Below are 24,906 nucleotides of genomic sequence, written 5' to 3' on the forward strand. Positions count from 1 at the left end.
GTAGAGGGTGCATGCGGGCGATGGATCCGCAGCCGTGCGCCTGGGGTTGAGAACGGGGCGCGCATCCGACCGCCACCTCGAGCAACACGAACAGGCAGACTTTTGACCACTTTCACCGACCTCGGCATCGCGTCCGACATCGTCGACGCACTCGCCGGGAAGGGCATCATCGATGCCTTCCCCATCCAGGAACAGACCATCCCCCTCGCCCTCTCCGGGCAGGACATCATCGGCCAGGCCAAGACCGGCACGGGCAAGACCTTCGGGTTCGGCCTGCCGATCATCCAGCGCCTCGGCGACGACCCCGAGCCCGGCGTCAAGGCGCTGGTCGTCGTGCCGACCCGCGAACTCTGCGTGCAGGTCACCGAAGACCTCGAGCTCGCGACATCCAATCGCCCCACCAAGATCGTGTCGATCTACGGCGGCAAGGCGTACGAAGGCCAGATCGAGCAGCTCAAGGCCGGAGCGCAGATCGTCGTCGGCACCCCGGGGCGCCTCCTCGACCTCGCCTCGCAGCGTCTCCTCTCGCTGAAGAACGTTCAGGAGATGGTGCTCGACGAGGCCGACAAGATGCTCGATCTCGGCTTCCTCGCCGACATCGAGAAGCTCATGGCGCAGACGCCGGCGACCCGCCACACGATGCTGTTCTCGGCCACCATGCCGGGCCCGATCGTCGCGCTCGCGCGCCGCTTCATGGTGCGCCCCATCCACATCCGGGCGACCGACCCCGATGAGGGCCTCACGCAGGCGAACATCAAGCACCTCGTCTACCGGGCGCACTCGCTCGATAAAGACGAGGTCATCTCGCGCATCCTCCAGGCCGAGGGTCGCGGCAAGACCGTGATCTTCACGCGCACGAAGCGCGCGGCGGCCAAGCTCGTCGAGGAGCTCAACGACCGCGGCTTCAACGCCGCTGCCGTGCACGGTGACCTGAACCAGGACCAGCGCGAGCGCGCGATGGCCGCGTTCAAGGCCGGCAAGAAGGACGTGCTCATCGCCACGGATGTCGCGGCGCGCGGCATCGACGTCGACGACGTGACGCACGTCATCAACCACACCATCCCCGACGACGACAAGGCGTACCTGCACCGCGTGGGCCGCACCGGCCGCGCCGGCAAGACCGGCATCGCGGTGACGTTCGTCGACTGGGACGACCTGCACAAGTGGGCGCTCATCAACCGCGCCCTCGAGTTCGGCCAGCCCGAGCCGACCGAGACGTACTCGTCGAGCCCGCACCTCTTCTCCGACCTCGACATCCCCGCGGGCACCAAGGGCCGCCTGAAGCCGTCGTCCGCTGTCGCCGCGCCGACGCGCTCGGCCACGGCCGGTCGCAGCGAGGGCCGCTCGGGCGGTCGCTCCGAGGGACGCTCCGGCGGTCGCTCCGAGGGCGGTTCAGAGCGAGCGGATGCCGGCGCGGAGCGCGCCCCCCGCACCCGGAGCCGCAACCGCACGCGCGGCGGCAAGCCGGCCGGCGAGATCGCGGGCGTCGCCCCCGAGTCGGCGCCGACCGAGGCTGCCGTGGCTCAGGCTGCTCCCGCCGAGGTCGCCGTCAAGGAGCCCGGCACGGGCACCCACGATGGCAAGGGCAACGAGCACCACGACGGCAACGCCGCTCCCCCGCGTCGCCGCCGTCGCCGCGGCCCGCGCACCGGTGGCACCACGCCCCAGGCGTAACCCTGTAGCGACGTTTCAGCGCCCGCTCGGCTTCGGCCGGGCGGGCGCGGTGCGTTTGGCCATCACGCCGACGGCTGATCCTCGTCGAGTCCGTACTCCGCCTGAAGCCGCGCTCGCGCTTCACGGTGCTCGTCTCCATACCGAGGGGAAAAGAGAACGTTCACTTGGCGTTGAAGGCCGGCTTCAAGCTTCCCGCGAACGAACTCCTCAACCGTTGGATGTTCGTCGTCGTCATACAACTCGTTGAAGTCGGCGATCCACTCGAAGAGCACGAGCGCCTCGTCCTGGCTGAAATCGATCCATACGCGGTCTTCGGACATCTAGTTGATCTCTCCCATCAGCCGCCCTCGGCACGACCTGATGGGCAGACTCAGCATAAATCTCGTAGGACGCTACCGCGCCGCACCGGAGCCTTTCGGACCGGCATCGCTCAAAAGCGCCGCGGCCAAGCGCAAGTGCGCACGCCGTGATGCCTCTGCCGCACCCCACGTCCACCGGGTGCCGAGCGTCACGAGCACACTCGCGTCGGCCGATGCCACCTCGAGCGCGTAGTAGCTGAAGCCCCAGATTCGTTGCGAGGTGAGCGCGAGTGACTGGATGTGGTTCACGAAGCCGAGTTCAGACATCCCGTCCCCCTCATCGATCCACGCACCGATCGCACCCGGCCGTGGCGTCAGCGCCACGATCATGTTCTCAGGGGCCAAACGGCCGTAGTCGATCGCCACTGCCTTGCCGTTCGGCCGGAGTTGCGTCGCTGCGCGACGGGCAGCCCGACTCGTGATGAATCCCACCAGGATGCTCAGGCCGGCCGCGCCGCCCCAGACGAGAACGCCGGCCACGACGACGGAGATGAGTGTCGCAGGGCCTGATTCTGCCCCTGACGCTGCGAGCCACAGGAGTGGGAGTAGGGCGCCCGCGATGGCCATCCCACCGATCACAGAGACACCCAGCACGCGGTTGCCTGCCCGCGCTGCTTGCGCGCGAATCTCGAGGGTCATCCGCTCACCGCCTCCTCCACCGCGCCAGTGATGCGTTCCAGTCCGCAACCCAGGTCATCTCGGCTGAGACTAGCCCACCTGTCAGGGGCAGGCAGACCCCACGTTTTGCTGAGTAGGTTTCGCGTCAGCGCGCGAGTGTCGACGTCGGCAATTCGGCTCCTTCGTCACTACCAAACGTGACACCATCGCGCTCGGAGACCGCGCTCTCTGCCGAGGTCGGCACGTACCGCCACACCCACATGGTCAGCACGGCCGTGAGCAGGATCATGATCACGCCCAGCGGCACGTGCAGGGCGACCAGGGAACGGAACCCGGCGAACGCCAGCAACGACATGAACGCGAGCAAGCCGACGGTCGCCCAGATCGGCCAGCGGGGAGCCTGCCCAAGCCGCCGCGCGAGGATCGCGGCGACGATGCTGATCATCAACACGATGCCCGACGCCGTCGCCATCTCGCGATGCAGCGCGAACGCCGACGTCAGCCCGCCCATGAACAGGCCGGCCAGCACCGCCTGACCGAACATGAGGAGCGCGGTCACCGTCAGCGAGATCCGCAGGAACCGCACTGGCCACCGGCGCGATTCGCGAGCCGTGTCATTGAGTGAGGACATGATCGGAGCCTATCCACTAGATCCAAATGGATCAATTGCAATTGGATCGAATTTGAGAGAATCGAACCATGAGCGATGACAGCGGGCAGGTCTCGATCGAGGTGGGGCTGCTGCTCCACCAGGTCTACACAGAAGCGACGCAACGACTGAATGACGCGCTGCGGCCCATGAACCTGGCCAGCCGGCATGTCACGGTGATGTTCCTGATACGTGATGGCGTGCAGACCCAACGCGACCTCGTCGCGCGACTCAACACCGACAAGACCGGAATGGTCCGAGTGATCGACGACCTCGAACGACTCGGCTACGTCACCCGAACGCCCTCGACACTGGACCGAAGGGTCACCATCCTCGCGCTCACGGGCGACGGGAATCAGGCCCTGCGGAAGGCGCAGCAGCACACCAAGCGCGTGTCCGCGGAGTTGTTCCACGCCGTCAGCCCGCATGAGCTGGACACGTTGAGGTCGATCCTGATGCGCACGCTGGCCCCAAGTTCAGCGCGCCGTGAAGGCCCCGCCGCGAACTGATCGATGAAAGCAGGAGGCTTTGCTTGCCCGCAGCCCGATCGCCCCACCCACCTCCGCGTCAACAGAGTCCCTGAACCTGCCTGCCAACATCGCAGGAGCCCCGCGAAACACCAGCCAGGCAATAGCGGCTGACGCGCGAGCCGGGAATCCCCCCACCAACGTGCCAAGATCCATGTGGGCCGAACCCGAATCCAGACGTTCCCAAAGCCAGCAACCAAATTCCTTCGCGCACCTTCACCCGTGACCAGCGAAGCGGGCGGTGGCGGGGTTGCGCTGCGGCTCCGAATCCCAGCCTTCCTCGACCCGAGGGCTAATCGTGAGGAATTGGGTTCTGGCGCTCCTGCCGTCGCGCACGGAGGAAAACAGACCAGAACACGCCATCAAGCACTACGGCGATGCCAGCGTATACGAACATCATCGGGGACATGGTGAATCCCATGACCACGAGGATGATGACAAGCAGGGCACAGAATAGCGCGTTGATCAAAGCGCCAATTGTCGATGTCGGACTTAGCTTCGTGCTCACCATGATCTCCTAGTTCAGCTTGGCAACGACTGCAACAGTGCCCCATACGAGGCCGAAGACAATGCAAACGCCACCCGCGACAGCTGTCCATGCCATAAAGGCGCGTTTCTCAGCCGAACCGTAGGCACTCGATCGCTGCGCCATCGTCAACGCAGTCTTCACAGGCTGATCGCTCGTGTCATTGCCGAGGGTCTGATCCGCGAAGGTCGTCATGTTGCCTGCGCGTCATTTGCGAGCTGGGCCGCCGGGGCGGCCTTGGGTTCATCATTGACCAGATCCTTCGGGCACGAGCCCGCCAGGCATCGGCACCGCACTCGATGCTGAGCTACTTAGCTACATTTCAGCACTCACCCATCGGGGAAACACCTCGAGCAGGACTGCAACCATGAGGACGAAAACAATGAGCGCAATCACAAACGCGACCTGTGCCTGTCGGAGCCTCTTCCCATCATTGCGACGGCCATTTCTCACCGACGCCGCGCTCGTAATCAACGTCCATACCGCCAGTAACAGAACAACGCCAACGGTGATCAGGATCGCGGTTGCTGCGGTCAGCCCATCCAGCAGGCTCGGGAACAGTCTCAGTACAAGCACAATACCGAGGGTGAAAAGAACCTCGATCAGCGCCTGCACGAGCGATGAGGTCGCGAGCATGTTGTTGGGAGCCGTCGGGCTCAAGTCTCGGTAGCTCCGGAGCCGCGCCACGAGGAATGATTCCTCAGGCTTGCTTCGGAACTGATCGTCCGACCAGCCTGTGCCGTCCCACCAGCGCAGGAGGTCTGGGGCTTCAGGATCCGCGTACCAGCCTGGTTCAGGGGAGCCGTGCACGCTAGTCATCCTCTCGTACCTTCAAACGCTGCAGTACGATCCCCGGCATCCTTTGAGCAACTCATCCGCGCGGTTCCGGCCATCAGTTTCCTCGCCATTCCCCGCCCACGAAGCTAATTGTGGTGAACGTACCAAACATTCCGTTGAAGGCACCGAAGCCCTTGTTCGCTGCCAACTGCGACATTCGAGTCGCCAATTGGTTACGGAGGACACCCTTGACCACAGCGCCTGCACCCAATCCACCGACGCCCAGGAGCCCCACCACGCACGAACCGGCACGACCATCAACACAGTCGATTGCCGTAGAGGCCAGTCCCAACGCGGTCGATATACCCGCAAGCGGAACGGCGAACGGAGCCGTGAACTTGAAATGCCACGGCCAGGAGTGCAGCCGCTCCGGCAGCCATGCTGCCGAGACCGAGCATGAACGAGACAACTTCTCGGCGCTGTTTCGCGACCTCCTTCCAGTATCCACTGTCGTCCACCATCGTCCGGTACTTGGGCGCGGGTGAATGAGGACCTGTGACGTGATATCCACGTTGAGCCCAGCGTTCAGCCGAATCTGCGGAGAGTTCCCCGCTGAGGTCGGTCTTGTTGATGGGGTCTGCTGGATAGTCGTAGTTGTTGGTGACGCCGCCTTCGACGGGGTCGACTTCGAGGAACCGTCCCAGTGCGGGCACGTACTGGCGGGCACCCATCTCGATCGTCATGATCGAGCCGGCGTGCTCGGTGAGCTTGCGGTGCGCCCCGAGCCAGCCCCAGTCCGCGTCACCGGCGAGGGTGTTCGGGCCTGAGTCATCCGCGGTCGTGGTGCCGATCTGCCTGGTGACCGGGTCGATGGGTTGACCGAACGGGTCGTACCGGAACACCCCAGCACTCCGGACGCCGGCGGCGTCGGCGGTGACGGTGATGCTGCCCTGCAGGTTCGGGTACGACCACGACTGCCTGTCGCCGGTCTTCGATAATGAAGATGGTGACAAGAAGGCGTCCGCGGCCTGTTATCACTGCGTGTCCCGATCGTGTTAATTGAGTCCGGCCACATGGCCTACGAGATCTGCATTCACCGCCTGTGAGTAGCGGCGCCCGCCGTTACCCACTAGCGGAATTGATCTCCGAACCCGCATTGACGAGCACACGGATCGCTTCGGGATCGAGATACGCCGTCACCGCTCGGGCGACTCGTCTGCTCGAGAGCCCGGCGCGCTACTCCTGACACGGCTCCTTCAGGCTGCGCGCATCGGCCCGCATCCAATCGCCAGGCGCAGCATCCGCTGCGATCGGAATCGCCGCAACAATGTTCTCTTCCTTGCCATCGGCACTGACGATGGCTACCTCGAACCATTCCGGAGCATCAGGAAGCTCGAACGTAGTCGACTTTGTAAAGAGTTCGGACAAGTCGTTTGCATCGAGTGTTTGCCCTGCCCGAAGCGAGACGTTCCCCTCGGCCACCCAGACCTCATGCCATCCATCGGCAGCCTTCACGTCAATCGTCACGGCACTGGCCACAAGATCGCGGCAGGTCGCGAGCTCGAGACCGGACGCCGATATCCGCACGGCCGCCGGCCCCTGCAGATTCGCCTGAAGGTCGCACCCAGCCAATCCGCCGCAGACCGCCAGCGTTAGCAATACTGCGGTGACGATGCGGGTCGTGGCAGTATTTGCGCGCGTCATGCTGTTCCTCCGGGGTTCTGCCAATTCGGACCGGGCGCATAGCCGTCCCAGTGACAAACCGCATATCCAGGCACGGTGCCCGCGGCGCTCTCCCACGGATTGCCACAACCTGCGCCACCAAACTGCGCCCAGGAGGGACCGAACAACAGACCATTCGCCGCCCACTGCTGAGTGTGCACGTACTCGTGACGGAACAACGTCTTATCAAGAATCAGCTTGGTTGCAGATGAACCAGTCAGAATCACGCTTCCATATGTCATGGCACTTCCGTCCGGCTCGAACGCTCTCGATCGCCCGCATACAATCGTTGCTTTCGGGCCCATCCGGCACTCTGCGTTTGTAGTCGCTGCGAAGATGAACCCGATTGCGCTACTGCCGTTCATCCGATTCGGGTGAAGGGGATGGTATGCGTTCCCAATCGGGATCGGGTTCCGCTTGCCACTCACGCTACCCTGCCTCCCGATCTTCAAACCAGTGCACTCGGACCCGACGCAGGCTCGCCTTCCTGTGAGGTCGGTTTTGTTGACGGGGTCGGCGGGGTAGTCGTAGTTGTTGGTGACGCCGCCTTCGACAGGGTCGACTTCGAGGAACCTACCGAGCGCGGGCACGTACTGGCGTGCGCCCATCTCGATCGTCATGACCGTTCCCGCGTGCTCGGTGAGCTTGCGGTGCTGGCCGAGCCAGCCCCAGTCCGCGTCACCCTCGAGCGTGTCCGGCCCCGAGTCATCCGCGTTCGAGGTACCGATCTGCCCGGTGACCGGGTCGATGGGCTGACCGAACGGGTCATACCGGAACACCCCAGTACTCCGGATGCCCGCACTGTCGGCGGTGACCGTGATGCTGCCCTGCAGGTTCGGATACGACCACGACGATGTCGCGCCCGTCTTCGAGACGGTCACCCCGCCGGGCAGGCCGATGAAGGACTGCACCACCCCGTTCGCACCATCAAGGAGCAAGGTTGGGCTGTCGCCGCCGCCGGTGAACCCGTAGCGGACCACCAAGGTTTCCGGGTTCTGCCCGGCGGGGGTTTCGGTGCGCTGGATGATCCGGCCCGTCACGTCCCGCAGGTACACGATCACCGTGCCATCCGTCAGTGCCGTCTTCACGTGCTGATCGCTCGCGTCATAGCCCAGGGTCTGATCCGCGAGGGTCGTCGTATTGCCGTGCGCGTCATACGCGAGCTGCGCCGCCGGGATGCCGGCCGCGACCGGTGACAGGCCCGGACCCGCCGGGGTGCCGGTCACCGCTGTGGACGTGAGGCGGTCGGTCTGGTCGTAGCAGTACGTCGTGGTCACCGGGCTGCCGCCATCGGGCAGGTCGGTGGACGAGGTGCGGTTGCCGTTCAACCCGGCGCCCGTGTTGACGCCGCAGCCGCCGGTCGCGGCGAATCCGTACGACAGGGTGTGGCCAGGGATCACGCAGACACCAGACGGCCAGCACCGTCGAAGCCGTACCGGGAGTCGTAGCCGGCCTGCCCGTCGGTGAGGGTGTTCGTCACGATGCGTCCCGACTGGGAGCGGAACACGGCATCTTTCACCGACTGCTGGCCATTCGGGAACAGCCACGACATGCCCGTGAGCGCCCCGGCGGGGTTTCGCTGCAGCTTCGCAGATCACGATTCCCCAGCCCCTGAGCCGATCATATGGTGGGGGCCTTCCGGCTTCCGGAAAGGCCTTGCCAACTTCGCCGACGTTCTGTCGAAGCCGAGCACAATCCAGACCACCACGCGTACCGAACAATCGAATGTCCGATTAGCGCGCTTCCATCAAGGTCTAGACATTCCGACGTCTTCCCTTTGCTCTCCACAGAGCTAAAGATGCAGAGGTTCCAGAAGATCGAATCCTGCGATTGCGCGGCTATCTGGCTACTTCTGTCGGCGCCAGATCATTACAGCCACGAGGATGAACAGGGTCACACCTGCCGTTGCCACGAGGTACCAATTTGAGAATGAACCCGTAAGAGCGACCGAGAGGAAGTAACAGCCGACGAGGGCAACCAAAAGGAAGACGCCGGCCCACATTTCTGATTCCCAGAGCCCTCTCCAAGCATCGCTCAGGTATCGACGCTTCGACCGAGGCCGCCGGGCTCGTCTGCTGTGCTCCGCGCTCATGCCCTCTCCAATGGTGGGTTGCTCATCGTACTTGGTTCCTCGACCAGCGCGCAGAGTTACCAAGGAACTTGAGCGGGCCCATGTACGGGATTGCCCTATGTTGGGGGCCTGCTGCGTGTCGAGGGCGCGTAGCTGCCCAGCGTCTGATCCGCAAGCGTCGTCGTGTTGCCGTGCGCGTCATACGCGAGCTGCGCCGCCGGGATGCCCGCCGCGACCGGTGACAGGCCAGGACCGGCCGGGGCACCGGTCACCGCTGTGGACGTGAGGCGGTCGGTCTGGTCGTAGCAGTACGTCGTGGTCACCGGGCTGGCGCCATCGGGCAGGTCGGTGGACGAGGTGCGGTTGCCGTTCAACCCGGCACCCGCGTTGACGCCGCAGCCGCCGGTGCCGGCGAACCCGTACGACAGCGTGTGCCCAGGGATCACGGCCGACACGAGACGCCCGGCACCGTCGAAGCCGTACCGGGAGTTGTGATCGGCCTGCCCGTCGGTGAGAGTGTTCGCCACGACGCGGCCCGACTGGGATCGGAACACCGCATCCTTCACCGACGCCTGGCCATTCGGGAACAACCACGACATGCCCGTGACCGATCGCGACCGGGCCCAGTCGCTTCTTCCACCGCAGATGCACGAGCTTGCGGACCGTCTCAGGCGGTGTTCTGCTCGGGCTGTTGTGCGGCCGTGAAGACCGGTCCTGCATACCGTCGGCACCGAAGGCCCGGCACCGATCCGCCCACCGTTTCGCGGTAGGCCAAGCGACGTGGAAGAACGCAGCCGCATGCGCAACCGGCCACCCCTCATCAACGGTCAGGCGCGCGATCCGAAGACGGTGACGCGGGGTCAGGGCAGCGTTAGCGTGGGACACGAGGACCTCCCGAGGAAGCGGATCCACTCCACCGCGGGAGGTCCTCACTGCATTTCAACGACTACAGCAAGTCGTCACAGAACAACCAACGTCCCTGGGCAGAACACCTAGTCCGGTGGCAAGCACGGCGGCGCCGAAGGATGTCACCGCCGCCACCGCTTTCGGCGGCCCCGATAGTGGGGCCATAGATGCGAACCCCGCGCCAAGCGAAACCAGCGATGCAACAAGGGATGCAGTTCTGACAGCGTCGCTGTTTGCCCATGCCCTTGGCTCATCGATGTAGAGGACTCAGAGGTCGCCTCGTGCATCGCTCTCTTCGGATCGGCGAAGACGGATCCTGAACATCTCCCGCAAGTCAGCAGCCAATGATCGCCGGAGCTTGAAAGTCCCGTCGTCTGTTGCCACGCTCAACACGGGAAACACCCTTCCAGACGGGCCAATGGCGCTCCCTTTGAGGTATGCAACACCTATCTCGACGAATTGAGACAGCAGTTCCTTGAGATCGTCGTCCTCAATGCCCTCTTCAAAATGAAGGCGGGTGAAGCCACCATTCACTTGAACGAAGACCCAACGGTCGCCTGGAGTCCCAACCAATGCCCATCGCCCCGGTTCTGACGCAACTGACATCCGGAGACTCGCCGTTCCATCCTCTGTCTCAACCTCCGTGTCCACATCCCGACCGTCGACGCGGAAAGAGCGGAAGAGGGACTCAACTTCGCCTGCATTCATCTAACCCAGGGCCCCCATAGTCCCCGACTTCTGCCATTTGGATTCCAAGTGCTGCCGCCCACCTTACGTTCCATATGGACATGGATCGGCTGAAGAATCTTCCTCCACACGGAAGTTTCTTCCAGTATCTCTGCTGGGCACCCAGTGACACACGCATATTCCCCTCGTGCGTTGGGCCGATTCTCACAATCTGGTTCTTTGCCAGCTTCGCGGCCACTCTCTCCACGATGGGCGCGATCGCAGAGCGCAGCATTGGGGCCAATCTTGCCGTGGCCACTAGAACTGGGCCGCCGATGGGGATCAGTACGACGGCAGTCTCCACGGCCTTTCTCGCCATCGTTTCCTGCGAGAGGTCGTGGTCGCATTGGACGGGGTCAAAGGTGCCGAGGATCAAGTCTGAACAGGAGGGCTGGTCCGAGCTCAACCCGCTGAGATCAAGTTTGTTGGTGGGGTCACTCGGGTAGTCGTAGTTGTTGGTGACGCCGCCTTCGACGGGGTCGACTTCGAGGAACCTGCCCAGGGCGGGCACGTACTGGCGGGCGCCCATCTCGATCGTCATGATCGTGCCGGCGCGCTCGGTGAGCTTGCGGTGCTGGCCGAGCCAGCCCCAGTCAGCGTCGCCGGTCAGCGTGTTCGGGCCCGAGTCATCCGCGGTTTACCAACGCGTCCATCGGCGGACGATCTTGATCCGGTGATCCATTCCTAACCCTGCCGGTCCGTCAGCCGACCCGAGTATGAACGTCTCCCGTCCCCATGGTCGCCAACTCGGACGCACGCGTATCGCCCCGAAGGCCGCCAGGTTTCGCGCGACTCTAGTCGCCCAGGCTAGCTCGTCACCGGCTCGATCGCTTGAATCGGCCTCCCATCTCGCTCCTGGGATCTCGATGTACCACGAGACATGAGTGTCCGAGACGATGAGCTGCGCCGCCTCTCTACGCCTGGGGCGATATCGCACCACAATGTCGTCCGAATCGCGACGTGCCGGTATCGGTTCTCGGATGTATCGACCCTGAAACTCGGCTTCCAGAACCGCGTCGATCACGGCGATTCTGTCAGATCCGGCCGCCACGAAGACTCCTTCCAAGATACAAGGGAGACCATACTGCGGAGTCGACGCAGGCAGTCCGCAGACCGGATCCGTGGTGATGCTTCGGTCTCAGCGCTTCATCGCGATTGCGGCAGCCGGATCGGAATGCCGCACGTTCACCACGCGGGCGGTGACGGCACTGAGCGCCTCAGCACCAGGAATGCTCGCCACACTCTCGAGGTCGAGCGTCCGCAGTCGTGTCATCCGCGCAATGGTGGCCGCCCCGTGCAGCACCTTCGTGCGAAAGACCTGCAACCATTCCAGATCCGCCTCCGGCGGCAGCGTCCCGAGATCGAGCTCTCTCGCGTTGTAGATTCGCAACGTCTTCAGCGCGGCCGGATGCCGAAATTGAGGCGGCTGCGCGACTTTGTCTGCGTGTGCGATCTCCAGGTACTCGATCGGCCCATCGAAACCCAGATCCTCCGGCCATGACTCAGACGCCAGATCCACCTGGAGCTCTGTGAGCTTGGGGGCAGCGCACGCCATTTCGAGGAGTCCCCGTGGCCCGATCACCCGCTGGAGCTCAGGCAACGCCGCCGTGGGCGCGGCTCCACGAACATCCGGGCCGACGATGAGCTGCACGAGTGCTCGGGCGTCGTTGAGCACATCCCAACCGGTCAGTGACCCGAGCGAGCCGATCGACAGGTATTCGACGTTCTGGAGCGCGGGTGCGAGCTGCGTCAAGTCGAATCCGTCTGGGAGGTTCAGGCCGAGCCCCACCCCGCGAGAGGTGGCCTCGACCAGCTCGGCCAGGGTTCGCGGTGGCGCGTCACCGCCCACTCGGAGATCAACTGGCGAGTCCGGAAGCGGGCGACTCGGAGGGAAGTCCCAGCGGAGTGCACTGGCCCACGGCATCCAGTCATCCGGAATCCCGCGAGCGATGAACAACTCACGTTCCAGACGCCTCATCTCCGGGCCGTAGTCGTCCCACGGGTCCAACGGTTCCGACACAGTGCCTATCAACTGATCAGCAGACCAACTCATCGATCATCGAACCTTCCCGACCCGTGCTCGCGCACGGTTGATCTCCCGGCTGAGCTCGTCGACCTTCCATATTGACGGCGGATCGCTGAAGTCACCGACCCCACCTGTGGCCAGCCGAGCTCCCGCAACACTCTCGTCTTTCCGATGAACGTGATTCCATTCTCATCAACGACCACGACCGTGACTTCTCGCGGCCCGGTGGCATCCCAAACCATCGCGACAGCAGCAAGTGCGTTCGGATCGCGACGGCGTTGGGCGCGAAGGATCAGTCGGGCAACAACCAGATGTTCACTTCGCGCACCTCCATCAAGGGGCCAGACACCCGACGAGCTTGCCCACTCTTGCCACACCGCAATCGTTCCCAACCCCGACCACTTATCGTGGGCGTTCTCGCCGACAAGGAACCTACTCGGCCGTGAGGCGACCAGCTACAGCGCTCAACCGTCGATCCAGCTGCGCCTTGGTCAGCGAAGACCGTGGCGAATCTCCGGCGAATGCGACAGTGACGGGTTCGCTGCCGGGTCGAACGATGGTGAGACCGCCGCGCGAGGAGTCCAATCGAACGTCGGACCACGGAATTTCGATCAGTCGCTGCGGCAGGCGCGGCGGGCCTGCCCACACTTGCAGCGCCTCGTCCGCCATGAGCAGGGCTGAGTTGTCCAATGATTTCCCGTAGCTGTTCGAGACGAGCACCCGGTCGATGGGAGCCTTGTCTCCGAGACGCATGGCCGGCTCGAGGAGCCGACCCCACTCGGCCATGGTCAGCGAAACCGCGGACGCGACCGCACCAGGGTATTGCGACTCCAACACGGAGATCAGCGCGCGCGTTTTCCGCCGCGTAATGGCGGCGCTGGCCGGGATGGCGACGCTGGCGCAACCCGCGAGCCAGAGGGCGAACGCCCAGATCGGGAGCGTCTCGCCCACGAGGGCGAGAACCCCCATGCCGACCATGCCGGTCGACAGAAGCAACGCGCCGAACGTACTCAGCCATCGATTCACACCGAGCACTCCTCCTCCTCACTTTTTGAGACGATGCTCCTGATTGCGAAGACCACGCCACCAGCGTCATTGAACTGCCTGCCGCGGCGAGCGCACCGGCCACGGACCCCGTCTGTCGAATTCACTGCGAACTACGCCAAGCCGAGGAGAGTGACTCGGTGTTCCGTGGTCTTCATCTTGGAGAGCGGAACCCAGGACAGTTCCAAGTCGCGAACGAAGGGTCGGAGAACGAATCGCTGGAGAAGCACGATGAGGTTGAGATCGAACCAGCCCACGCAGGCCCCAAGCGAGGCTGCGGTGAGAGGGCCGAGCACGATCCATGAAAGGGCTGCGAGCGGAATCACGGCCCAGAGCAGCAGACCCCTCAGGACGAGCATCAGAAATTGTCCGATGTCGTTCATCGCGGTCCGCCGGCCGAGTCTGTCCAAGGTCACCTTCCGGAGCTAGCCAGCGAATGCTGCTTGGCGGCGAGAGTATCAGCCCCTCGACATGCATCCGACCAAGTCGCGCGCCGCCTCACGGAGTTGGTCGGCGTCTTGGACGAGATAGCCGGGTGCGGTGTCGCGGAACAGGACGATGGGAATCTCCACCGCTTCAGCAGCCCCTTCCACTGAGATCACGAGGCAGTCGCTCCCACCGCCGAAGTAGAGGGTCCGCGCAACCTGAACGTCAACGATCGACGTGAACTCGAACTCGACTCGTCGCTCACCGCTCGGGAGATCGACGATCTGCAGACTCTCCGATTCGAACGAGACGGCGAACAGCCGCGAAACGTCGCCACCGAAATCCGCAGTCACCTCGGCGAGTGACTTCACCGTCGCCGGAACGCGAGATGCAAGCCACACCGGACGCGTCGACTCTGCGACGAGCGCAGAGTACTTCCGAAGGTACTTGCTATTCGTGAGCATGAGCGCCGCAAGACCAATGGCGACGAGCACCAGGACCACAGCCGCACCCTGTGCAAGAGCGGAGACGGGATCGCTCAGCTCAGCGAGCCGCGCTCCTGTCGCCACTCCCTGCGCGATGAAAGCGCAGACTGTGATCCACAACAGCCACCTGCGGGGTCGCTTCTCGGGCTTCACAACGACTCATCCGCTCGCTTCATCGGCCAGCTACGGCAGCACCGGCGCCGAACCACGCCCCTCGGCGATGATCGCCTCGACGACGTCGGGCGCGGTGCGGCACTCGCCGAGCCGGTTCGGCTTGCCGGTGCCGTGATAGTCGCTCGAGCCGGTGATGTGCAGGCCGAAGCGCGAGGCGAGCGCGCGCAGCCGGGGCTTCGCGTCGTCGCGGTTCTCGGGGTGGTCGATCTCCAGCCCGAAGAGGCCGGCCTCGACGAGCTGCTCGAGGCGCTCGGGCGGGATGACCCGTTCGGCGCCGCGGGTGCCGGGGTGCGCGAGCACGGGCACGCCGCCGGCGGCACGGATGAGTCGCACTCCCGTGAGCGGATCGGGTGCGTAGTGCGGCTGCGCGTAGCCCGCGCGCGGGTGCAGGATGCCGTCGAACGCCGCCGAGCGGGTGGCGACGTGGCCACGGGCGACGAGCGCGTCGGCGATGTGCGGCCGGCCGATGGTCGTGCCCTCGACGGTCTGGGCGAGCACGTCGTCCCAGGTGAGGGCGTAGTCGCGGCCGATGCGGCGCACGATCGCCTCGGCGCGGGTGAGCCGCGACTCGCGGATGTGCGCGGTCTCGGCGATGAGCGCCTCGTCGAGCGGGTCGATGAGGTAGGCGAGCATGTGCACGCTCGTGTAGCCCTCGCGAGTCGAGAGCTCCATGCCGGGGATGAGCGCGACACCTGTCTCGGGCACGGCGGCGGCGGCCTCGGCCCATCCGCTCGTCGTGTCGTGGTCGGTGAGCGCGACGCCCCAGAGGCCGGCGCGTGCGGCCTGCCGCATGAGTTCTGCGGGGGCCTCGGTGCCGTCGGAGACCGTCGAGTGCGTATGCAGGTCGGCTTCGCCCGCGACGACGGTGGCTGGTGGCATCCTGCAATGCTAGCCGGGGCCGCTCCAGGGGTCGGCGCACTCGCCTAGGGTGGGTTGAATGCTCCCCCGCATCATCGGCTGGGTCCTCGTGCTCGGCACCGCCGCCATCGCGCTCGTGCTCGTGTGGCCCCAGGCGTTCGGCCTGCAGAACCAGTGGGTGGCCGCGCACGTCGTCGCCCTGCGCGGCACGGCGGCGGCCGGCGGCATCCTCGCACTGATCGTCTTCCTCCTGCTCGCCCTCGCCCGGCCGCTGCGCGTCTTCGCGTTCGCGATGGCCGCGGTGTTCGCGCTCTTCGCCGTCGGCAACGTCGCGGTGCTGACCGCTCGCGGCTTCGGCGGGTCGGCAGCCGAGACCGGCCCCGACTCCGTGACGGTGCTCTCCTGGAACACGCTCGGCGAGGTGCCCGAGGCGTCGACGATCGCCGATCTCGCGATCGAGCGCGGTGCCGATGTCGTGGTGCTGCCCGAGACGACCGAGCCACTCGGCGAGGAGGTCGCGATCGCGATGCGCGAGGGCGGCAGCCCGATGTGGGTGCACACCGCCGCGTACGACGACATCGCGAAGGCCCGGTCGACGACGATCCTGATCAGTCCCGGCCTCGGCGACTACGACGTCATCTCCCCCGAGGTGCCCGGCCCGCCCGGCAACACGAACACCCTGCCGAGCGTCGTCGCCGAGCCGTCCGACGGCACCGGCCCCCGCATCATCGCCGTGCACGCGGTCGCGCCCATCCGCTGGGAGCTGCGCAATTGGCGCAGCGACCTCGACTGGCTGGCCGAGCAGTGCGCCGGCGACGACGTCATCATGGCCGGCGACTTCAACGCCACGGTCGATCATTTCGCCGGTCACGGCATCGACGGCGGCGACATGGGCCGGTGCACGGATGCCGCGGCGCAGGCCGGTGCCGCAGGCCTCGGCACGTGGCCGACCGACGTGGCGCCGTTCTTCGGCAGCCCGATCGACCACGTGATGGCGACTCCGAACTGGAGCGTCGAGGCGTTCGAGGTGCTCGTGGGCTACGACGACGCAGGCAGCGATCATCGGCCGATCGTGTCGACGCTCGTCGCCGCGGACTGACAGGAGACGGTGCGAGAATGGTCGGTATGGCGAACACCAGCGACACCTCCACGACCGAGACGGCGGCTCCGGCCACGACCGCGAGCGAGGAGGCGGTGCGCGATGCGAACCGCTCGACCACGCCCGGCTCGGAGGGCTTCAAGGACTTCATCGGCAGCGGCTGGGCCGAGCGCGACGAGACGCTGCCGCAGGCACGCGAGCAGGCCTCCTTCGCCGCCGCGCGTCGCGCGAAGGTCTCGTCGGCCTTCACCGGCCAGCGCCTCATCGTGCCCGCGGGCGACATGAAGCAGCGCGCCAACGACACCGACTACCCGTTCCGCGCGCACTCGGCGTTCGCGCACCTGACCGGCTGGGGCTCCGACTCCGAGCCCGGCGCGGTGCTCGTCTTCGAGCCGACGACCGACGGCCACGAGGCCACCGTGTACTTCCGTGAGCGCGCGGGCCGCGACTCCGAGGAGTTCTACGCGAACCCGGCGATCGGCGAGTTCTGGATCGGCGCACGCCCGTCGCTCGCGCACGTCGCCGCCGACCTCGACGTCGCGACCCGCGGCCTCGAAGAGTTCGACCGGGTCATCGACGCCGTCGACACGGCGACCCTCGTGCTGCGCGAGGCCGACGCATCCGTCACCGAGCGCGTCGACCACGCCCGCATCCGCTTCGCCGCCGAGCAGGCGCTGTCGACGAACGCCTCCGATGCCCCGTTCTCGCTCGAGGTCGGCGGCTCGCACGAGCCCGACGCCGAACTCGCCCGCGTGCTCTCCGAACTGCGTCTCGTGAAGGACTCGTTCGAGGTCGCCGAGATGCGCGCTGCGATCGACGCGACGCAGCGCGGCTTCACCGAGGTCATCGGCGAGCTGCCCCGCATCACCGCGGAGGTGCGCGGCGAACGCGTCATCGAAGGTGTCTTCGCGACCCGGGCCCGCCTCGACGGCAACGACGTCGGCTACGACTCGATCGCCGCCGCCGGCCCGCACGCCACGATCCTGCACTGGACCCGCAACGACGGCCCCGTCGTGCCCGGCGACCTCGTGCTGCTCGACGCCGGCGTCGAGATGGACAGCTACTACACCGCCGACATCACTCGCACCTTCCCGGTGAACGGCACGTTCTCCGAGGTGCAGCGCAAGATCTACGAGGCCGTGCGCGAGGCCGCCGACGCGGCGTTCGCGATCGTCAAGCCCGGCATCGTCTTCCGCGAGGTGCACGCCGCCGCGATGCAGGTCATCGCCCGCAAGACGGCCGAGTGGGGCTTCCTGCCGGTCTCGGCCGAGGAATCGCTCGAGCCCGACAACCAGTTCCACCGCCGCTACATGGTGCACGGCACGAGCCACCACCTCGGCCTCGACGTGCACGACTGCGCGCAGGCGCGACGCGAGATGTACATGGACGGCGTCGTCGAGGCCGGCATGATCTTCACGATCGAGCCGGGCCTCTACTTCCAGCCCGACGACCTCACGGTGCCCGCGGAGTTCCGCGGCATCGGCGTGCGCATCGAAGACGACATCCTCGTCACCGCAGACGGCGCCGAGAACCTCTCGGCCGGTATCCCCCGCACGGCCGATGAGGTCGAGGCGTGGGTGCGCGGCGGCGCCCGGTAGTTCGCGACGCGGCGGTCAGGCCGCCGGGCGAGCGGCCCGGCGCGCCTGCCACCATGCCCAGAAGCGGGCGAGCTGACGCTTGACGAACGCGGCGACCCGCTTCGCCCAGGCGAACTCGGTGCCGAGGATCGCGAGGCCGAGGAAGACGATGAGCCACCCGGGCCCCGGCAGCGGCACGAGCAGCAGCCCAGCGGTCGCGATCAGGCCGCCGAGCACGGCGACCGCCACGCGATAGGCGCGGCGCAGACCGGGGCGGCGCTCGATGCGTCGACGGATGGCGCGGAGCAGGCGCATGATCGGCCGATCGGGTCGTTCACCTTCGGCGATCTCTCGCGCGAGCTCGTCCTGCGTCACCATGCGCGTCACGATATATCGCGAGTCTGGGACTCTGCCCCGAAGGCGAACGCCAGGCGTGAGGCGCTCAGCGCTCCGAAGTGGGAGACTCGGGCGTCGTCGACGCCTCGGCGCCATCGCCGTCAGCCTGCGGCGCAGCGGATGCCGCATCGCCGGCGCCGGCCGTCGGTGCGAGTTCCCCGTACCGCGGGCGAGCGGGGGGCTGCTGAGCCCGAGCCGCCTCGGCGGCGGCGCGCTTCGCGGCATCCGTCGCCTCGCCGTAGCTCAGCGGACGCCCGCCGTTCTCGGCCGGCAGTGTCGCCGCCGGACGCTCGGGTGCCGGCGCGTCGACGCCGAGCACACTGCGTGCGCGGTCGGCGTGCGCGCTCTCGGTGATGATCGCGTACCGGGCGGCGAGCACCTGCATGACGGAGGTGAAGTCGCGACGGCGCCGGTTCAGCGAATACGAGACGACGCTGAAGATCATGCCGAACCCGGCGCCGATGAGCACGGCCGAGATGAGGATGCCGACCGATGCGCCGGTCGGCGCGAAGATGAAGAACAGCAGGCCGAGGAAGGTGCCGAACCACGCGCCCGACAGCGCGCCGGCGCCCGCGGCGCGGCTCCAGGTGAGCTTGCCCGTGATGCGCTCGACGCTCGTCAGGTCGGTGCCGACGATCGTGAGCTCCTTCACGGGGAACTCGGCCTTGGCCAATGCGTCGACGGCGGCCTGCGCCTCGGCGTAGGTCTCGAAGCTCGCCACCGTCTCCCCCTTGGGCAGGGTCGGGAATGCTCGGCCCACGCGGCCGCCGAACGGCGATTGAGTGCTCACCCGGCCATTCTCCCACGACGCGCCCGCCGTGAGCCGGGAACGGGCCGCGCACGAGGCATCCGGGACTAAGTTGGAACCGTGAGCGCCACGAGAGTCTTCGTCGCCCGACTGGCCGGGTGCGCCGTCTTCGACCCCGCCGGTGATCGGGTCGGCAAGGTGCGCGACGTCCTCGTCGTGTACCGCAAGAACGACCCTCCGCGCGTGATCGGCCTCATCGTCGAGATTCCGGGTAAGCGCCGCGTGTTCCTCTCGATCGGCCGGGTGACCTCGATCGGCGGCGGCCAGATCATCACCACCGGGCTCATCAACCTGCGCCGCTTCGAGCAGCGCGGCGGCGAGGTGCGCGTCATCGCCGAGATGCTCGGTCGCAAGGTCGCCTTCAACGACGGATCGGGCGATGCCGCGATCGAAGACGTCGCGATCGAAGAGCTCGAGCCCGGCGAATGGCAGGTCGATCAGCTCTTCGTGCGCCGCCCCAAGGGCGCGTCGCCGTTCTCGAAGGGACAGTCGGCGTACGTCACGTGGCGCGAGGTGCGCGAGGTGAACCCGCCGGGTGAGGCGCAGTCCGCCGAGCACCTCATCGCGTCGTACTCCGAGCTGAAGCCGGCCGACCTCGCGAACACCCTCCTCGACCTGCCGGCGCAGCGCCGCCAGGAGGTCGCCGAAGAGCTCTCCGACGACCGCCTCGCCGACGTGCTCGAAGAGATGCCCGAGTCCGACCAGGTGGTGATCCTCGCCGGCCTCGGCGACGACCGCGCCGCCGACGTGCTCGACCACATGCAGCCCGACGACGCGGCCGACCTCATCGCGCAGCTCCCCGAGGAGCGCGGCGAGCACCTGCTCGAGCTCATGGAGCCCGAAGAGGCCGACGACGTGCGCTTCCTGCTCTCGTACGGGCCCGACACCGCGGGCGGACTCATGACGCCCGAGCCGATCATCGTCTCGGCCGACGCGACCGTCGCCGAGGGCCTCGCGCTCATCCGCCGTCACGACCTGCCGCCCGCCCTCGGCGCCGCGGTCTTCGTGACCTTGCCGCCCTACGAGCCGCCCACCGGTCGGTTCCTCGGCATCGTGCACTTCCAGCGGATGCTCCGCTATCCCCCGCACGAGCGTCTCGGAACGCTCATCGACCAGGGACTCGAGCCCGTGCGCGCCGACACCTCGGCCGCCGAGGTCAGCCGCATTCTCGCGAGCTACGACCTCGTCTCGGTGCCGGTCGTCGATGAGAAGCATCGACTCGTCGGGGTGGTGACGATTGACGACGTGCTCGACTACCTCCTGCCCGATGACTGGCGAAGTCATCCCGAGGATACCGAGGTGGGGCGCCGCGCAGCCGCGCGAGCCCAGCTGACGACGGGGAGTATCCCCATCCCGAACGGAAGGAGGGCAGGAGATGGCACGCGCTGACGCCGACGACCGACGGTTCGACACCCCGAAGGGCACCCGCCGCGCCCCGTCCTTCCGCGGTTCGGGTGACAACGACCGCTTCGGCCGCTTCACCGAGTGGGTCGCCCGGGGCATGGGCACGCCGGGGTTCCTGCTCGCCCTCTCGGTGTTCGCGATCGGCTGGATGCTGTGGAACACCTTCGCACCCGAGGAGCTGCGGTTCGACTCGATCGCGATCGGGTTCACCGCGCTCACCCTCGTGCTCTCCCTGCAGGCCTCGTACGCGGCACCGCTCATCCTGCTCGCGCAGAACCGTCAGGACGACCGCGACCGCGTGCAGATCGAGCAGGACCGCCAGCGCGCCGAGCGCAACCTCGCCGACACCGAGTACCTCGCCCGCGAGGTCGTTGCGCTGCGCCTGGCCATGAAGGACCTCGCATCGCGCGAGTTCATCCGCTCCGAGCTCCGGGCGATCATCGAAGAGCTCGACCGACGCGACGAGGAGGACGCGGAGCATGCCGGCCGCTGACCCAGCAACACTCGAGACCGCCGTGCGTGCGGCGCTCACCGGCGTCATCGACCCCGAGATCCGGAAGCCGATCACCGAGCTCGACATGGTCGACCGCGTCGTCGCCCTCGACGACGGCCGCGTCGAGGTCGGCATCCGCCTCACGATCGTCGGATGCCCCGCCTCCGACCGCATCGAACGCGACGTGCGGCAGGCGGCGGAATCAGTCGTCGGCGACGGCAATGCCGATGTCGAGCTCTCGGTCATGACGCCCGAGCAGCGCGCCGCCCTCACCGAGCGCCTCCGCGGCGGCCGGGCCGCCCGCGGCAACCCGTTCGGCCCCGGCAGCCTCACCCGCGTGATCGCGGTCACGAGCGGCAAGGGCGGCGTCGGCAAGTCGACGATCACCGCGAATCTCGCCGTCGCGCTCGCGGCCCGCGGCCTCTCGGTCGGACTCGTCGACGCCGACGTGCACGGTTTCTCGATCCCCGGCCTGCTCGGCCTCGTCGACGAGTCGGGGCTCGCCGCCCGGCCGACGCGGGTCGACGAGATGATCCTGCCGCCCGTCGCGCACGGCGTGAAGGTCATCTCGATCGGCATGTTCGTCGAGCCGTCCGAGGAGGGCGGGCGCGCGTCATCCGTCGCCGTCGCCTGGCGCGGGCCGATGCTGCACCGCACGCTCTCGCAGTTCCTCACCGACGTGTACTTCGGCGACCTCGACGTGCTGCTCGTCGACCTGCCGCCCGGCACTGGCGACGTCGCGATCTCGCTCGGGCAGCTGCTGCCGAACGCCGAGGTCGTCGTCGTGACGACCCCGCAGCCCGCAGCCGCCGACGTCGCCGAGCGCTCCGGCGTCGTCGCGCGACAGACCGGGCAGAAGATCGTCGGCGTCGTCGAGAACATGGCCGGCTTCGCGCAGCCCGGTGGCGAGATCTTCGACCTCTTCGGTGCCGGCGGCGGCGCGCTCGTCGCCGAGCGGCTCTCGGCGGGCCAGCCCGTACCCGTACCGCTGCTCGCGAGCGTGCCGCTCAGCGTCGCCCTGCGCCGCGGCGGCGACGAAGGCATGCCGGTCGTGCTCGCCGAGCCCGACGACCCCGCCGCCCGCGCGATCGAGCAGGTCGCCGCGCAGCTCGCCGCGCTCCCCCGCTCGCTCGGCGGCCGACGACTCGACGTCACGGTCCGGTGATCGGATGTCGCGCGCCCGCCTGACCCGCCGGCTCGCGATGCCCCCCGCCGCCGTCTTCGCGGTCGCCGCGACCGCGCTCGGGCTCGCCGCGTGCGCTCCGCTGGCCCGGATTTCCGCCGCCGAGCTGCCCGAGGGCCTCTCCGCCCGCGTGCAGCAGGGCCGCCTCGACATCGAGGCGCACCGACTCGTGGTGCGCATCGAGAACGACGGAGACGCACCTGTCACCGTCGAACGGCTCGAAGTCGTCTCTCCGACGCTCGCGCCCGGCATGGTGCGGGGCGAGCCGTTCGAGGTCGGGGCCGGCGACGCCCTGCAGATCCGCCTGCCGCTGTCGGCGAGCGAATGCGGCACCGAGGATGGCCCCGGCTCCGAGCCTCCGACGCCAGAGGCGACGATCCTGCTCGACGTCGAGACCGCAGCCGGGGCGTCCTCCGGCGAGCTCACAGCCGACGACCCGCACGGCACGATCGCCCGCGTCGCGAACTCGGAATGCCTCGCGGAGTCGGTCGAGCAGGTCGCCGCCATCGAGATGCCCGAGCACCTGCGTTCGACCGGCAGCGGCACCGAACGGCGCGCGTTCATCGATGTCCAGGTCGTGCCCGCGTCATCCGGCGACGGCTCGTTCGTGATCGACCGCGTGTACGGCACGACCCTGCTGAATGCGGAGGGCGGCGTCGACTGGCCGCTCGGCACCGAGGTGACGGTCGGCGGGGAGCCCATCACGATCACCCTGCCGGTGCGGCCGGCCCGCTGCGATGCGCACGCGATCGCCGACGACAAGCGGGGCACGATCCTGCCGTTCGAGATCCGCACGGGCGACGGGCGCGAGGGCCGGCTCGACCGCTCGTCGGGCGACACCCTGAAGGCCGAGCTCTACGCCTACTACGGCGAGCGGTGCGCCCTGCAGTAGCCCTGCAGTAGCCCCGCTGCAGCCCTGCAGTAGCCCTGCTGCAGCCCTGCTGCAGCCCAGCAGTAGGGCGGGCTCGGATCGAGCGCTCGGTAGAATCCGGGCATGAGCAATCCGAACCCGGCCCCCGCGCCGCTGTCACACGAATCGCGTGCCCAACTGCTCAACGCCGAGGTCGCGCGGTACGCGCAGCGCGGCTGGACCGTGCAGTCCGTCGCCGCAGGCCAGGCCGTGCTCTCGAAGAACAAGCGCATCGGCTGGTTCTGGAACCTGATCCTCGTACTGCTGACCGGCGGCCTGTGGCTGATCTACGTCGTCTACCGTGCGCTCAACCGCAAGGTGCAGACCGTCGTCATCACGGTCGACGCCTCGGGGCGGATCAGCACGAGCTGAGCTGGTTCGATCGCAGCGCCCGGCGCGGCTCGGCTGGCAGGCGTTCGGCTTCGATGTGGACAACCTCCCCGGGAGCGCTCCTGTGGAGGACGAGTCGGCCAGAAATAGCGCTTGATCACCTCTTTTGCGGCCACTCGAATGTCGGTGGGTGGTGGCAGTGTTGTCGACATGGCAGGCATCCCTGAAGCGCTCGAGCAGGTTCGCTCGGTGCTCGATGCCGCGCTCGACATCGACTCACCGCGTGGCCTTGGCGATGACGAACTGCTTCTCGCGGTAGGTGCGCTCGAGAGCGTCGGGCGACTGCTCGACGCGCACCGTGCGGCCTTCGCCGGTGAGGTCGCGGAGCGCAGCCGCGTCGAGCTCGGCGCTGCACGGTTGTCGGCCCGAAAGGGGTGCCGCTCCCCGGTCGAACTGCTCGAACGGGTCACACAAGTCTCCGGAGCCGAAGCACGTCGACGGGTGACGGTCGGCAGCGCGTCCCGGTGGCGTACCGGGTTGACGGGCGAAGCGCTCGAGGCGCAGTATCCGCACCTCGCAGCCGCGCTGGGCGCGGGCGAGCTCGGTCTCGACGCGGCGGCCACGATCGTGCGCGAGCTCGGCCGCACCCGCACGGTCGCGGACGTGGCACGGCTCGACGTCGCCGAGCGCGAACTCGTCGATCAGGCCACCGGTACCGGTGACGCTGCACCGGTCAGGTGCACGGCCGATGAGCTGGCGGTGCAAGCGCGCGCCTGGGCGGCCTTCCTCGATCAAGACGGCCCCGAACCCGACGACGAGCGGGCGATGCGCCGGCGGGGCTTCCGTGTCGGGCGGGCACGAGATGGACTCATCGCCGTGTCGGGCGAACTGTTGCCCGAGGTCGCCGCGAAACTGACCCGCCTCCTCGACGCCCACCTCTCACCTCGCAGCGGCGGCGGGTTCCTCACCGAATCAGAGCGCGCCGACCTCGCCGTGCAAGCCGAGACCCGCACGAACGACCAGCAACGACACGACGTGCTCGCCGCGATCATCGACACCGCCGCACGCTCCGGCGAACACCCCAGCATCGGCGGCGCGTCACCCACGGTCCTCGTCAGCGTCCGGGCCGCCGACCTCG

General features: G+C 67.2%; 28 protein-coding genes and 1 pseudogene. 10 read left to right on the plus strand and 19 right to left on the minus strand.

All coding sequences use genetic code 11. The annotated features are described in order from the left end of the window. The first annotated feature begins 102 nt into the window (after positions 1-102). Positions 103-1,674 (plus strand): DEAD/DEAH box helicase, encoded by a 1,572-nt coding sequence (locus tag ASE14_RS18760; RefSeq protein WP_056658663.1) that lies wholly within the window; start codon positions 103-105, stop codon positions 1,672-1,674. A gap of 62 nt (positions 1,675-1,736) precedes the next feature. On the opposite strand, the gene ASE14_RS18765 is transcribed toward ASE14_RS18760, so the two are convergent. The 3 genes from ASE14_RS18765 to ASE14_RS18775 all read right to left on the minus strand — a co-directional run bounded on the left by ASE14_RS18765 (position 1,737) and on the right by ASE14_RS18775 (position 3,210). Further along, complete coding sequence (locus ASE14_RS18765; RefSeq protein ID WP_056658667.1) at positions 1,737-1,994, minus strand: hypothetical protein; 258 nt, start codon at positions 1,992-1,994, stop codon at positions 1,737-1,739. A gap of 72 nt (positions 1,995-2,066) precedes the next feature. Beyond that, positions 2,067-2,672 (minus strand): hypothetical protein, encoded by a 606-nt coding sequence (locus tag ASE14_RS18770; protein ID WP_157373087.1) that lies wholly within the window; start codon positions 2,670-2,672, stop codon positions 2,067-2,069. 124 nt (positions 2,673-2,796) lie between these two features. Beyond that, on the minus strand, positions 2,797-3,210 hold the full coding sequence (locus tag ASE14_RS18775) for a hypothetical protein (RefSeq protein ID WP_157373088.1): 414 nt from the start codon (positions 3,208-3,210) through the stop codon (positions 2,797-2,799). 140 nt (positions 3,211-3,350) lie between these two features. Here ASE14_RS18775 and ASE14_RS18780 point away from each other — a divergent pair, with 140 nt between their 5' ends. Further along, positions 3,351-3,809, plus strand: a complete 459-nt coding sequence (locus tag ASE14_RS18780; protein WP_056658672.1) for a MarR family winged helix-turn-helix transcriptional regulator — start codon at positions 3,351-3,353, stop codon at positions 3,807-3,809. 859 nt (positions 3,810-4,668) lie between these two features. On the opposite strand, the gene ASE14_RS18785 is transcribed toward ASE14_RS18780, so the two are convergent. The 14 genes and pseudogenes from ASE14_RS18785 to ASE14_RS18835 all read right to left on the minus strand — a co-directional run bounded on the left by ASE14_RS18785 (position 4,669) and on the right by ASE14_RS18835 (position 15,589). Beyond that, positions 4,669-5,163 (minus strand): DUF2510 domain-containing protein, encoded by a 495-nt coding sequence (locus ASE14_RS18785; RefSeq protein WP_235511485.1) that lies wholly within the window; start codon positions 5,161-5,163, stop codon positions 4,669-4,671. A 284-nt stretch (positions 5,164-5,447) separates the two neighbouring features. After that, positions 5,448-6,143: an RHS repeat-associated core domain-containing protein gene (locus ASE14_RS21030; protein ID WP_200953388.1), complete on the minus strand. Its 696-nt coding sequence runs from the start codon at positions 6,141-6,143 to the stop codon at positions 5,448-5,450. A 223-nt stretch (positions 6,144-6,366) separates the two neighbouring features. Beyond that, the gene (locus ASE14_RS18795) at positions 6,367-6,834 is read right to left on the minus strand and encodes a hypothetical protein (protein ID WP_056658680.1); all 468 of its coding nucleotides are present in this window, start codon (positions 6,832-6,834) and stop codon (positions 6,367-6,369) included. Next, positions 6,831-8,252 carry an RHS repeat-associated core domain-containing protein gene (locus ASE14_RS21035; RefSeq protein WP_056658681.1) on the minus strand — a complete coding sequence of 474 codons (1,422 nt, stop codon included), beginning with the start codon at positions 8,250-8,252 and terminating at the stop codon, positions 6,831-6,833. The genes ASE14_RS18795 and ASE14_RS21035 overlap by 4 nt, the downstream gene beginning before the upstream one ends. Continuing rightward, the gene (locus ASE14_RS20855; RefSeq protein WP_162257768.1) at positions 8,249-8,404 is read right to left on the minus strand and encodes a hypothetical protein; all 156 of its coding nucleotides are present in this window, start codon (positions 8,402-8,404) and stop codon (positions 8,249-8,251) included. The genes ASE14_RS21035 and ASE14_RS20855 overlap by 4 nt, the downstream gene beginning before the upstream one ends. Positions 8,405-9,039: 635 nt before the next feature. Further along, the gene (locus ASE14_RS21305) at positions 9,040-9,522 is read right to left on the minus strand and encodes a hypothetical protein (protein ID WP_056658683.1); all 483 of its coding nucleotides are present in this window, start codon (positions 9,520-9,522) and stop codon (positions 9,040-9,042) included. Positions 9,523-9,532: 10 nt separating this feature from the next. Continuing rightward, positions 9,533-9,808, minus strand: a pseudogene (locus tag ASE14_RS21310) (leucine zipper domain-containing protein); the annotation flags it as partial. A 288-nt stretch (positions 9,809-10,096) separates the two neighbouring features. Continuing rightward, a complete protein-coding gene (locus ASE14_RS20730) occupies positions 10,097-10,480 on the minus strand; it encodes a hypothetical protein (protein ID WP_157373089.1) in 384 nt (127 codons plus the stop codon). 37 nt (positions 10,481-10,517) lie between these two features. Continuing rightward, complete coding sequence (locus ASE14_RS18810) at positions 10,518-11,096, minus strand: RHS repeat-associated core domain-containing protein (protein ID WP_056658686.1); 579 nt, start codon at positions 11,094-11,096, stop codon at positions 10,518-10,520. A 597-nt stretch (positions 11,097-11,693) separates the two neighbouring features. Beyond that, on the minus strand, positions 11,694-12,308 hold the full coding sequence (locus tag ASE14_RS18815; protein ID WP_157373090.1) for a hypothetical protein: 615 nt from the start codon (positions 12,306-12,308) through the stop codon (positions 11,694-11,696). Positions 12,309-13,013: 705 nt separating this feature from the next. Continuing rightward, positions 13,014-13,607: a hypothetical protein gene (locus ASE14_RS18820; protein WP_157373091.1), complete on the minus strand. Its 594-nt coding sequence runs from the start codon at positions 13,605-13,607 to the stop codon at positions 13,014-13,016. Between the two features lie 131 nt (positions 13,608-13,738). Beyond that, the gene (locus ASE14_RS18825) at positions 13,739-14,008 is read right to left on the minus strand and encodes a hypothetical protein (RefSeq protein ID WP_157373092.1); all 270 of its coding nucleotides are present in this window, start codon (positions 14,006-14,008) and stop codon (positions 13,739-13,741) included. A gap of 75 nt (positions 14,009-14,083) precedes the next feature. Further along, the gene (locus ASE14_RS18830) at positions 14,084-14,689 is read right to left on the minus strand and encodes a hypothetical protein (protein WP_056658698.1); all 606 of its coding nucleotides are present in this window, start codon (positions 14,687-14,689) and stop codon (positions 14,084-14,086) included. Positions 14,690-14,719: 30 nt separating this feature from the next. Further along, positions 14,720-15,589 carry a PHP domain-containing protein gene (locus ASE14_RS18835; RefSeq protein ID WP_056658701.1) on the minus strand — a complete coding sequence of 290 codons (870 nt, stop codon included), beginning with the start codon at positions 15,587-15,589 and terminating at the stop codon, positions 14,720-14,722. 58 nt (positions 15,590-15,647) lie between these two features. On the opposite strand from ASE14_RS18835, the gene ASE14_RS18840 reads away from it, so the two are divergent. Together ASE14_RS18840 and ASE14_RS18845 are read left to right on the plus strand one after the other, a co-directional pair. After that, on the plus strand, positions 15,648-16,667 hold the full coding sequence (locus ASE14_RS18840; RefSeq protein WP_056658704.1) for an endonuclease/exonuclease/phosphatase family protein: 1,020 nt from the start codon (positions 15,648-15,650) through the stop codon (positions 16,665-16,667). Between the two features lie 26 nt (positions 16,668-16,693). Beyond that, positions 16,694-18,265 carry an aminopeptidase P family protein gene (locus tag ASE14_RS18845; RefSeq protein ID WP_200953389.1) on the plus strand — a complete coding sequence of 524 codons (1,572 nt, stop codon included), beginning with the start codon at positions 16,694-16,696 and terminating at the stop codon, positions 18,263-18,265. Between the two features lie 15 nt (positions 18,266-18,280). Here ASE14_RS18845 and ASE14_RS18850 read toward each other — a convergent pair whose 3' ends face one another. Together ASE14_RS18850 and ASE14_RS21040 are read right to left on the minus strand one after the other, a co-directional pair. Next, positions 18,281-18,622, minus strand: coding sequence for a TIGR02611 family protein (locus tag ASE14_RS18850; RefSeq protein ID WP_082601066.1), 342 nt, complete (start codon positions 18,620-18,622; stop codon positions 18,281-18,283). A gap of 64 nt (positions 18,623-18,686) precedes the next feature. After that, positions 18,687-19,430: a general stress protein gene (locus tag ASE14_RS21040; protein ID WP_200953390.1), complete on the minus strand. Its 744-nt coding sequence runs from the start codon at positions 19,428-19,430 to the stop codon at positions 18,687-18,689. 78 nt (positions 19,431-19,508) lie between these two features. Here ASE14_RS21040 and ASE14_RS18860 point away from each other — a divergent pair, with 78 nt between their 5' ends. The 6 genes from ASE14_RS18860 to ASE14_RS18885 all read left to right on the plus strand — a co-directional run. After that, the gene (locus ASE14_RS18860) at positions 19,509-20,837 is read left to right on the plus strand and encodes a magnesium transporter MgtE N-terminal domain-containing protein (protein WP_056658708.1); all 1,329 of its coding nucleotides are present in this window, start codon (positions 19,509-19,511) and stop codon (positions 20,835-20,837) included. Continuing rightward, the gene (locus ASE14_RS18865; RefSeq protein ID WP_056658711.1) at positions 20,824-21,345 is read left to right on the plus strand and encodes a DUF1003 domain-containing protein; all 522 of its coding nucleotides are present in this window, start codon (positions 20,824-20,826) and stop codon (positions 21,343-21,345) included. The genes ASE14_RS18860 and ASE14_RS18865 overlap by 14 nt, the downstream gene beginning before the upstream one ends. Beyond that, positions 21,332-22,510, plus strand: a complete 1,179-nt coding sequence (locus tag ASE14_RS18870) for an Mrp/NBP35 family ATP-binding protein (RefSeq protein WP_056658713.1) — start codon at positions 21,332-21,334, stop codon at positions 22,508-22,510. The genes ASE14_RS18865 and ASE14_RS18870 overlap by 14 nt, the downstream gene beginning before the upstream one ends. A gap of 4 nt (positions 22,511-22,514) precedes the next feature. After that, positions 22,515-23,420 carry a hypothetical protein gene (locus tag ASE14_RS18875; protein ID WP_056658718.1) on the plus strand — a complete coding sequence of 302 codons (906 nt, stop codon included), beginning with the start codon at positions 22,515-22,517 and terminating at the stop codon, positions 23,418-23,420. A gap of 102 nt (positions 23,421-23,522) precedes the next feature. Then, entirely contained in the window at positions 23,523-23,810 is a 288-nt protein-coding gene (locus tag ASE14_RS18880; protein WP_056658724.1) for a hypothetical protein, read from the plus strand. A 168-nt stretch (positions 23,811-23,978) separates the two neighbouring features. Next, positions 23,979-24,906, plus strand: a 928-nt coding sequence (locus ASE14_RS18885) for a DUF222 domain-containing protein (protein WP_235511486.1), incomplete at its 3' end; no start/stop codon positions are given.

This window comes from Agromyces sp. Root81 (assembly GCF_001429165.1).
In the GTDB taxonomy this organism is placed as follows: Bacteria; Actinomycetota; Actinomycetes; order Actinomycetales; family Microbacteriaceae; genus Agromyces.

What these genes read in the sequence shown, in the direction of transcription:
- ASE14_RS18825 (WP_157373092.1), bottom strand. Translation starts at nt 14,008, where the DNA reads ATGAACGACATCGGACAATTTCTGATGCTCGTCCTGAGGGGTCTGCTG.
- ASE14_RS18840 (WP_056658704.1), top strand. Translation starts at nt 15,648, where the DNA reads ATGCTCCCCCGCATCATCGGCTGGGTCCTCGTGCTCGGCACCGCCGCC.
- ASE14_RS18835 (WP_056658701.1), bottom strand. Translation starts at nt 15,589, where the DNA reads ATGCCACCAGCCACCGTCGTCGCGGGCGAAGCCGACCTGCATACGCAC.
- ASE14_RS18795 (WP_056658680.1), bottom strand. Translation starts at nt 6,834, where the DNA reads ATGACGCGCGCAAATACTGCCACGACCCGCATCGTCACCGCAGTATTG.
- ASE14_RS18850 (WP_082601066.1), bottom strand. Translation starts at nt 18,622, where the DNA reads ATGGTGACGCAGGACGAGCTCGCGCGAGAGATCGCCGAAGGTGAACGA.
- ASE14_RS18845 (WP_200953389.1), top strand. Translation starts at nt 16,694, where the DNA reads ATGGCGAACACCAGCGACACCTCCACGACCGAGACGGCGGCTCCGGCC.
- ASE14_RS18880 (WP_056658724.1), top strand. Translation starts at nt 23,523, where the DNA reads ATGAGCAATCCGAACCCGGCCCCCGCGCCGCTGTCACACGAATCGCGT.
- ASE14_RS21305 (WP_056658683.1), bottom strand. Translation starts at nt 9,522, where the DNA reads ATGTCGTGGTTGTTCCCGAATGGCCAGGCGTCGGTGAAGGATGCGGTG.
- ASE14_RS18870 (WP_056658713.1), top strand. Translation starts at nt 21,332, where the DNA reads ATGCCGGCCGCTGACCCAGCAACACTCGAGACCGCCGTGCGTGCGGCG.
- ASE14_RS18765 (WP_056658667.1), bottom strand. Translation starts at nt 1,994, where the DNA reads ATGTCCGAAGACCGCGTATGGATCGATTTCAGCCAGGACGAGGCGCTC.
- ASE14_RS18865 (WP_056658711.1), top strand. Translation starts at nt 20,824, where the DNA reads ATGGCACGCGCTGACGCCGACGACCGACGGTTCGACACCCCGAAGGGC.
- ASE14_RS18810 (WP_056658686.1), bottom strand. Translation starts at nt 11,096, where the DNA reads ATGACGATCGAGATGGGCGCCCGCCAGTACGTGCCCGCCCTGGGCAGG.
- ASE14_RS20855 (WP_162257768.1), bottom strand. Translation starts at nt 8,404, where the DNA reads ATGTCGTGGCTGTTCCCGAATGGCCAGCAGTCGGTGAAAGATGCCGTG.
- ASE14_RS18875 (WP_056658718.1), top strand. Translation starts at nt 22,515, where the DNA reads ATGTCGCGCGCCCGCCTGACCCGCCGGCTCGCGATGCCCCCCGCCGCC.
- ASE14_RS18770 (WP_157373087.1), bottom strand. Translation starts at nt 2,672, where the DNA reads ATGACCCTCGAGATTCGCGCGCAAGCAGCGCGGGCAGGCAACCGCGTG.
- ASE14_RS18780 (WP_056658672.1), top strand. Translation starts at nt 3,351, where the DNA reads ATGAGCGATGACAGCGGGCAGGTCTCGATCGAGGTGGGGCTGCTGCTC.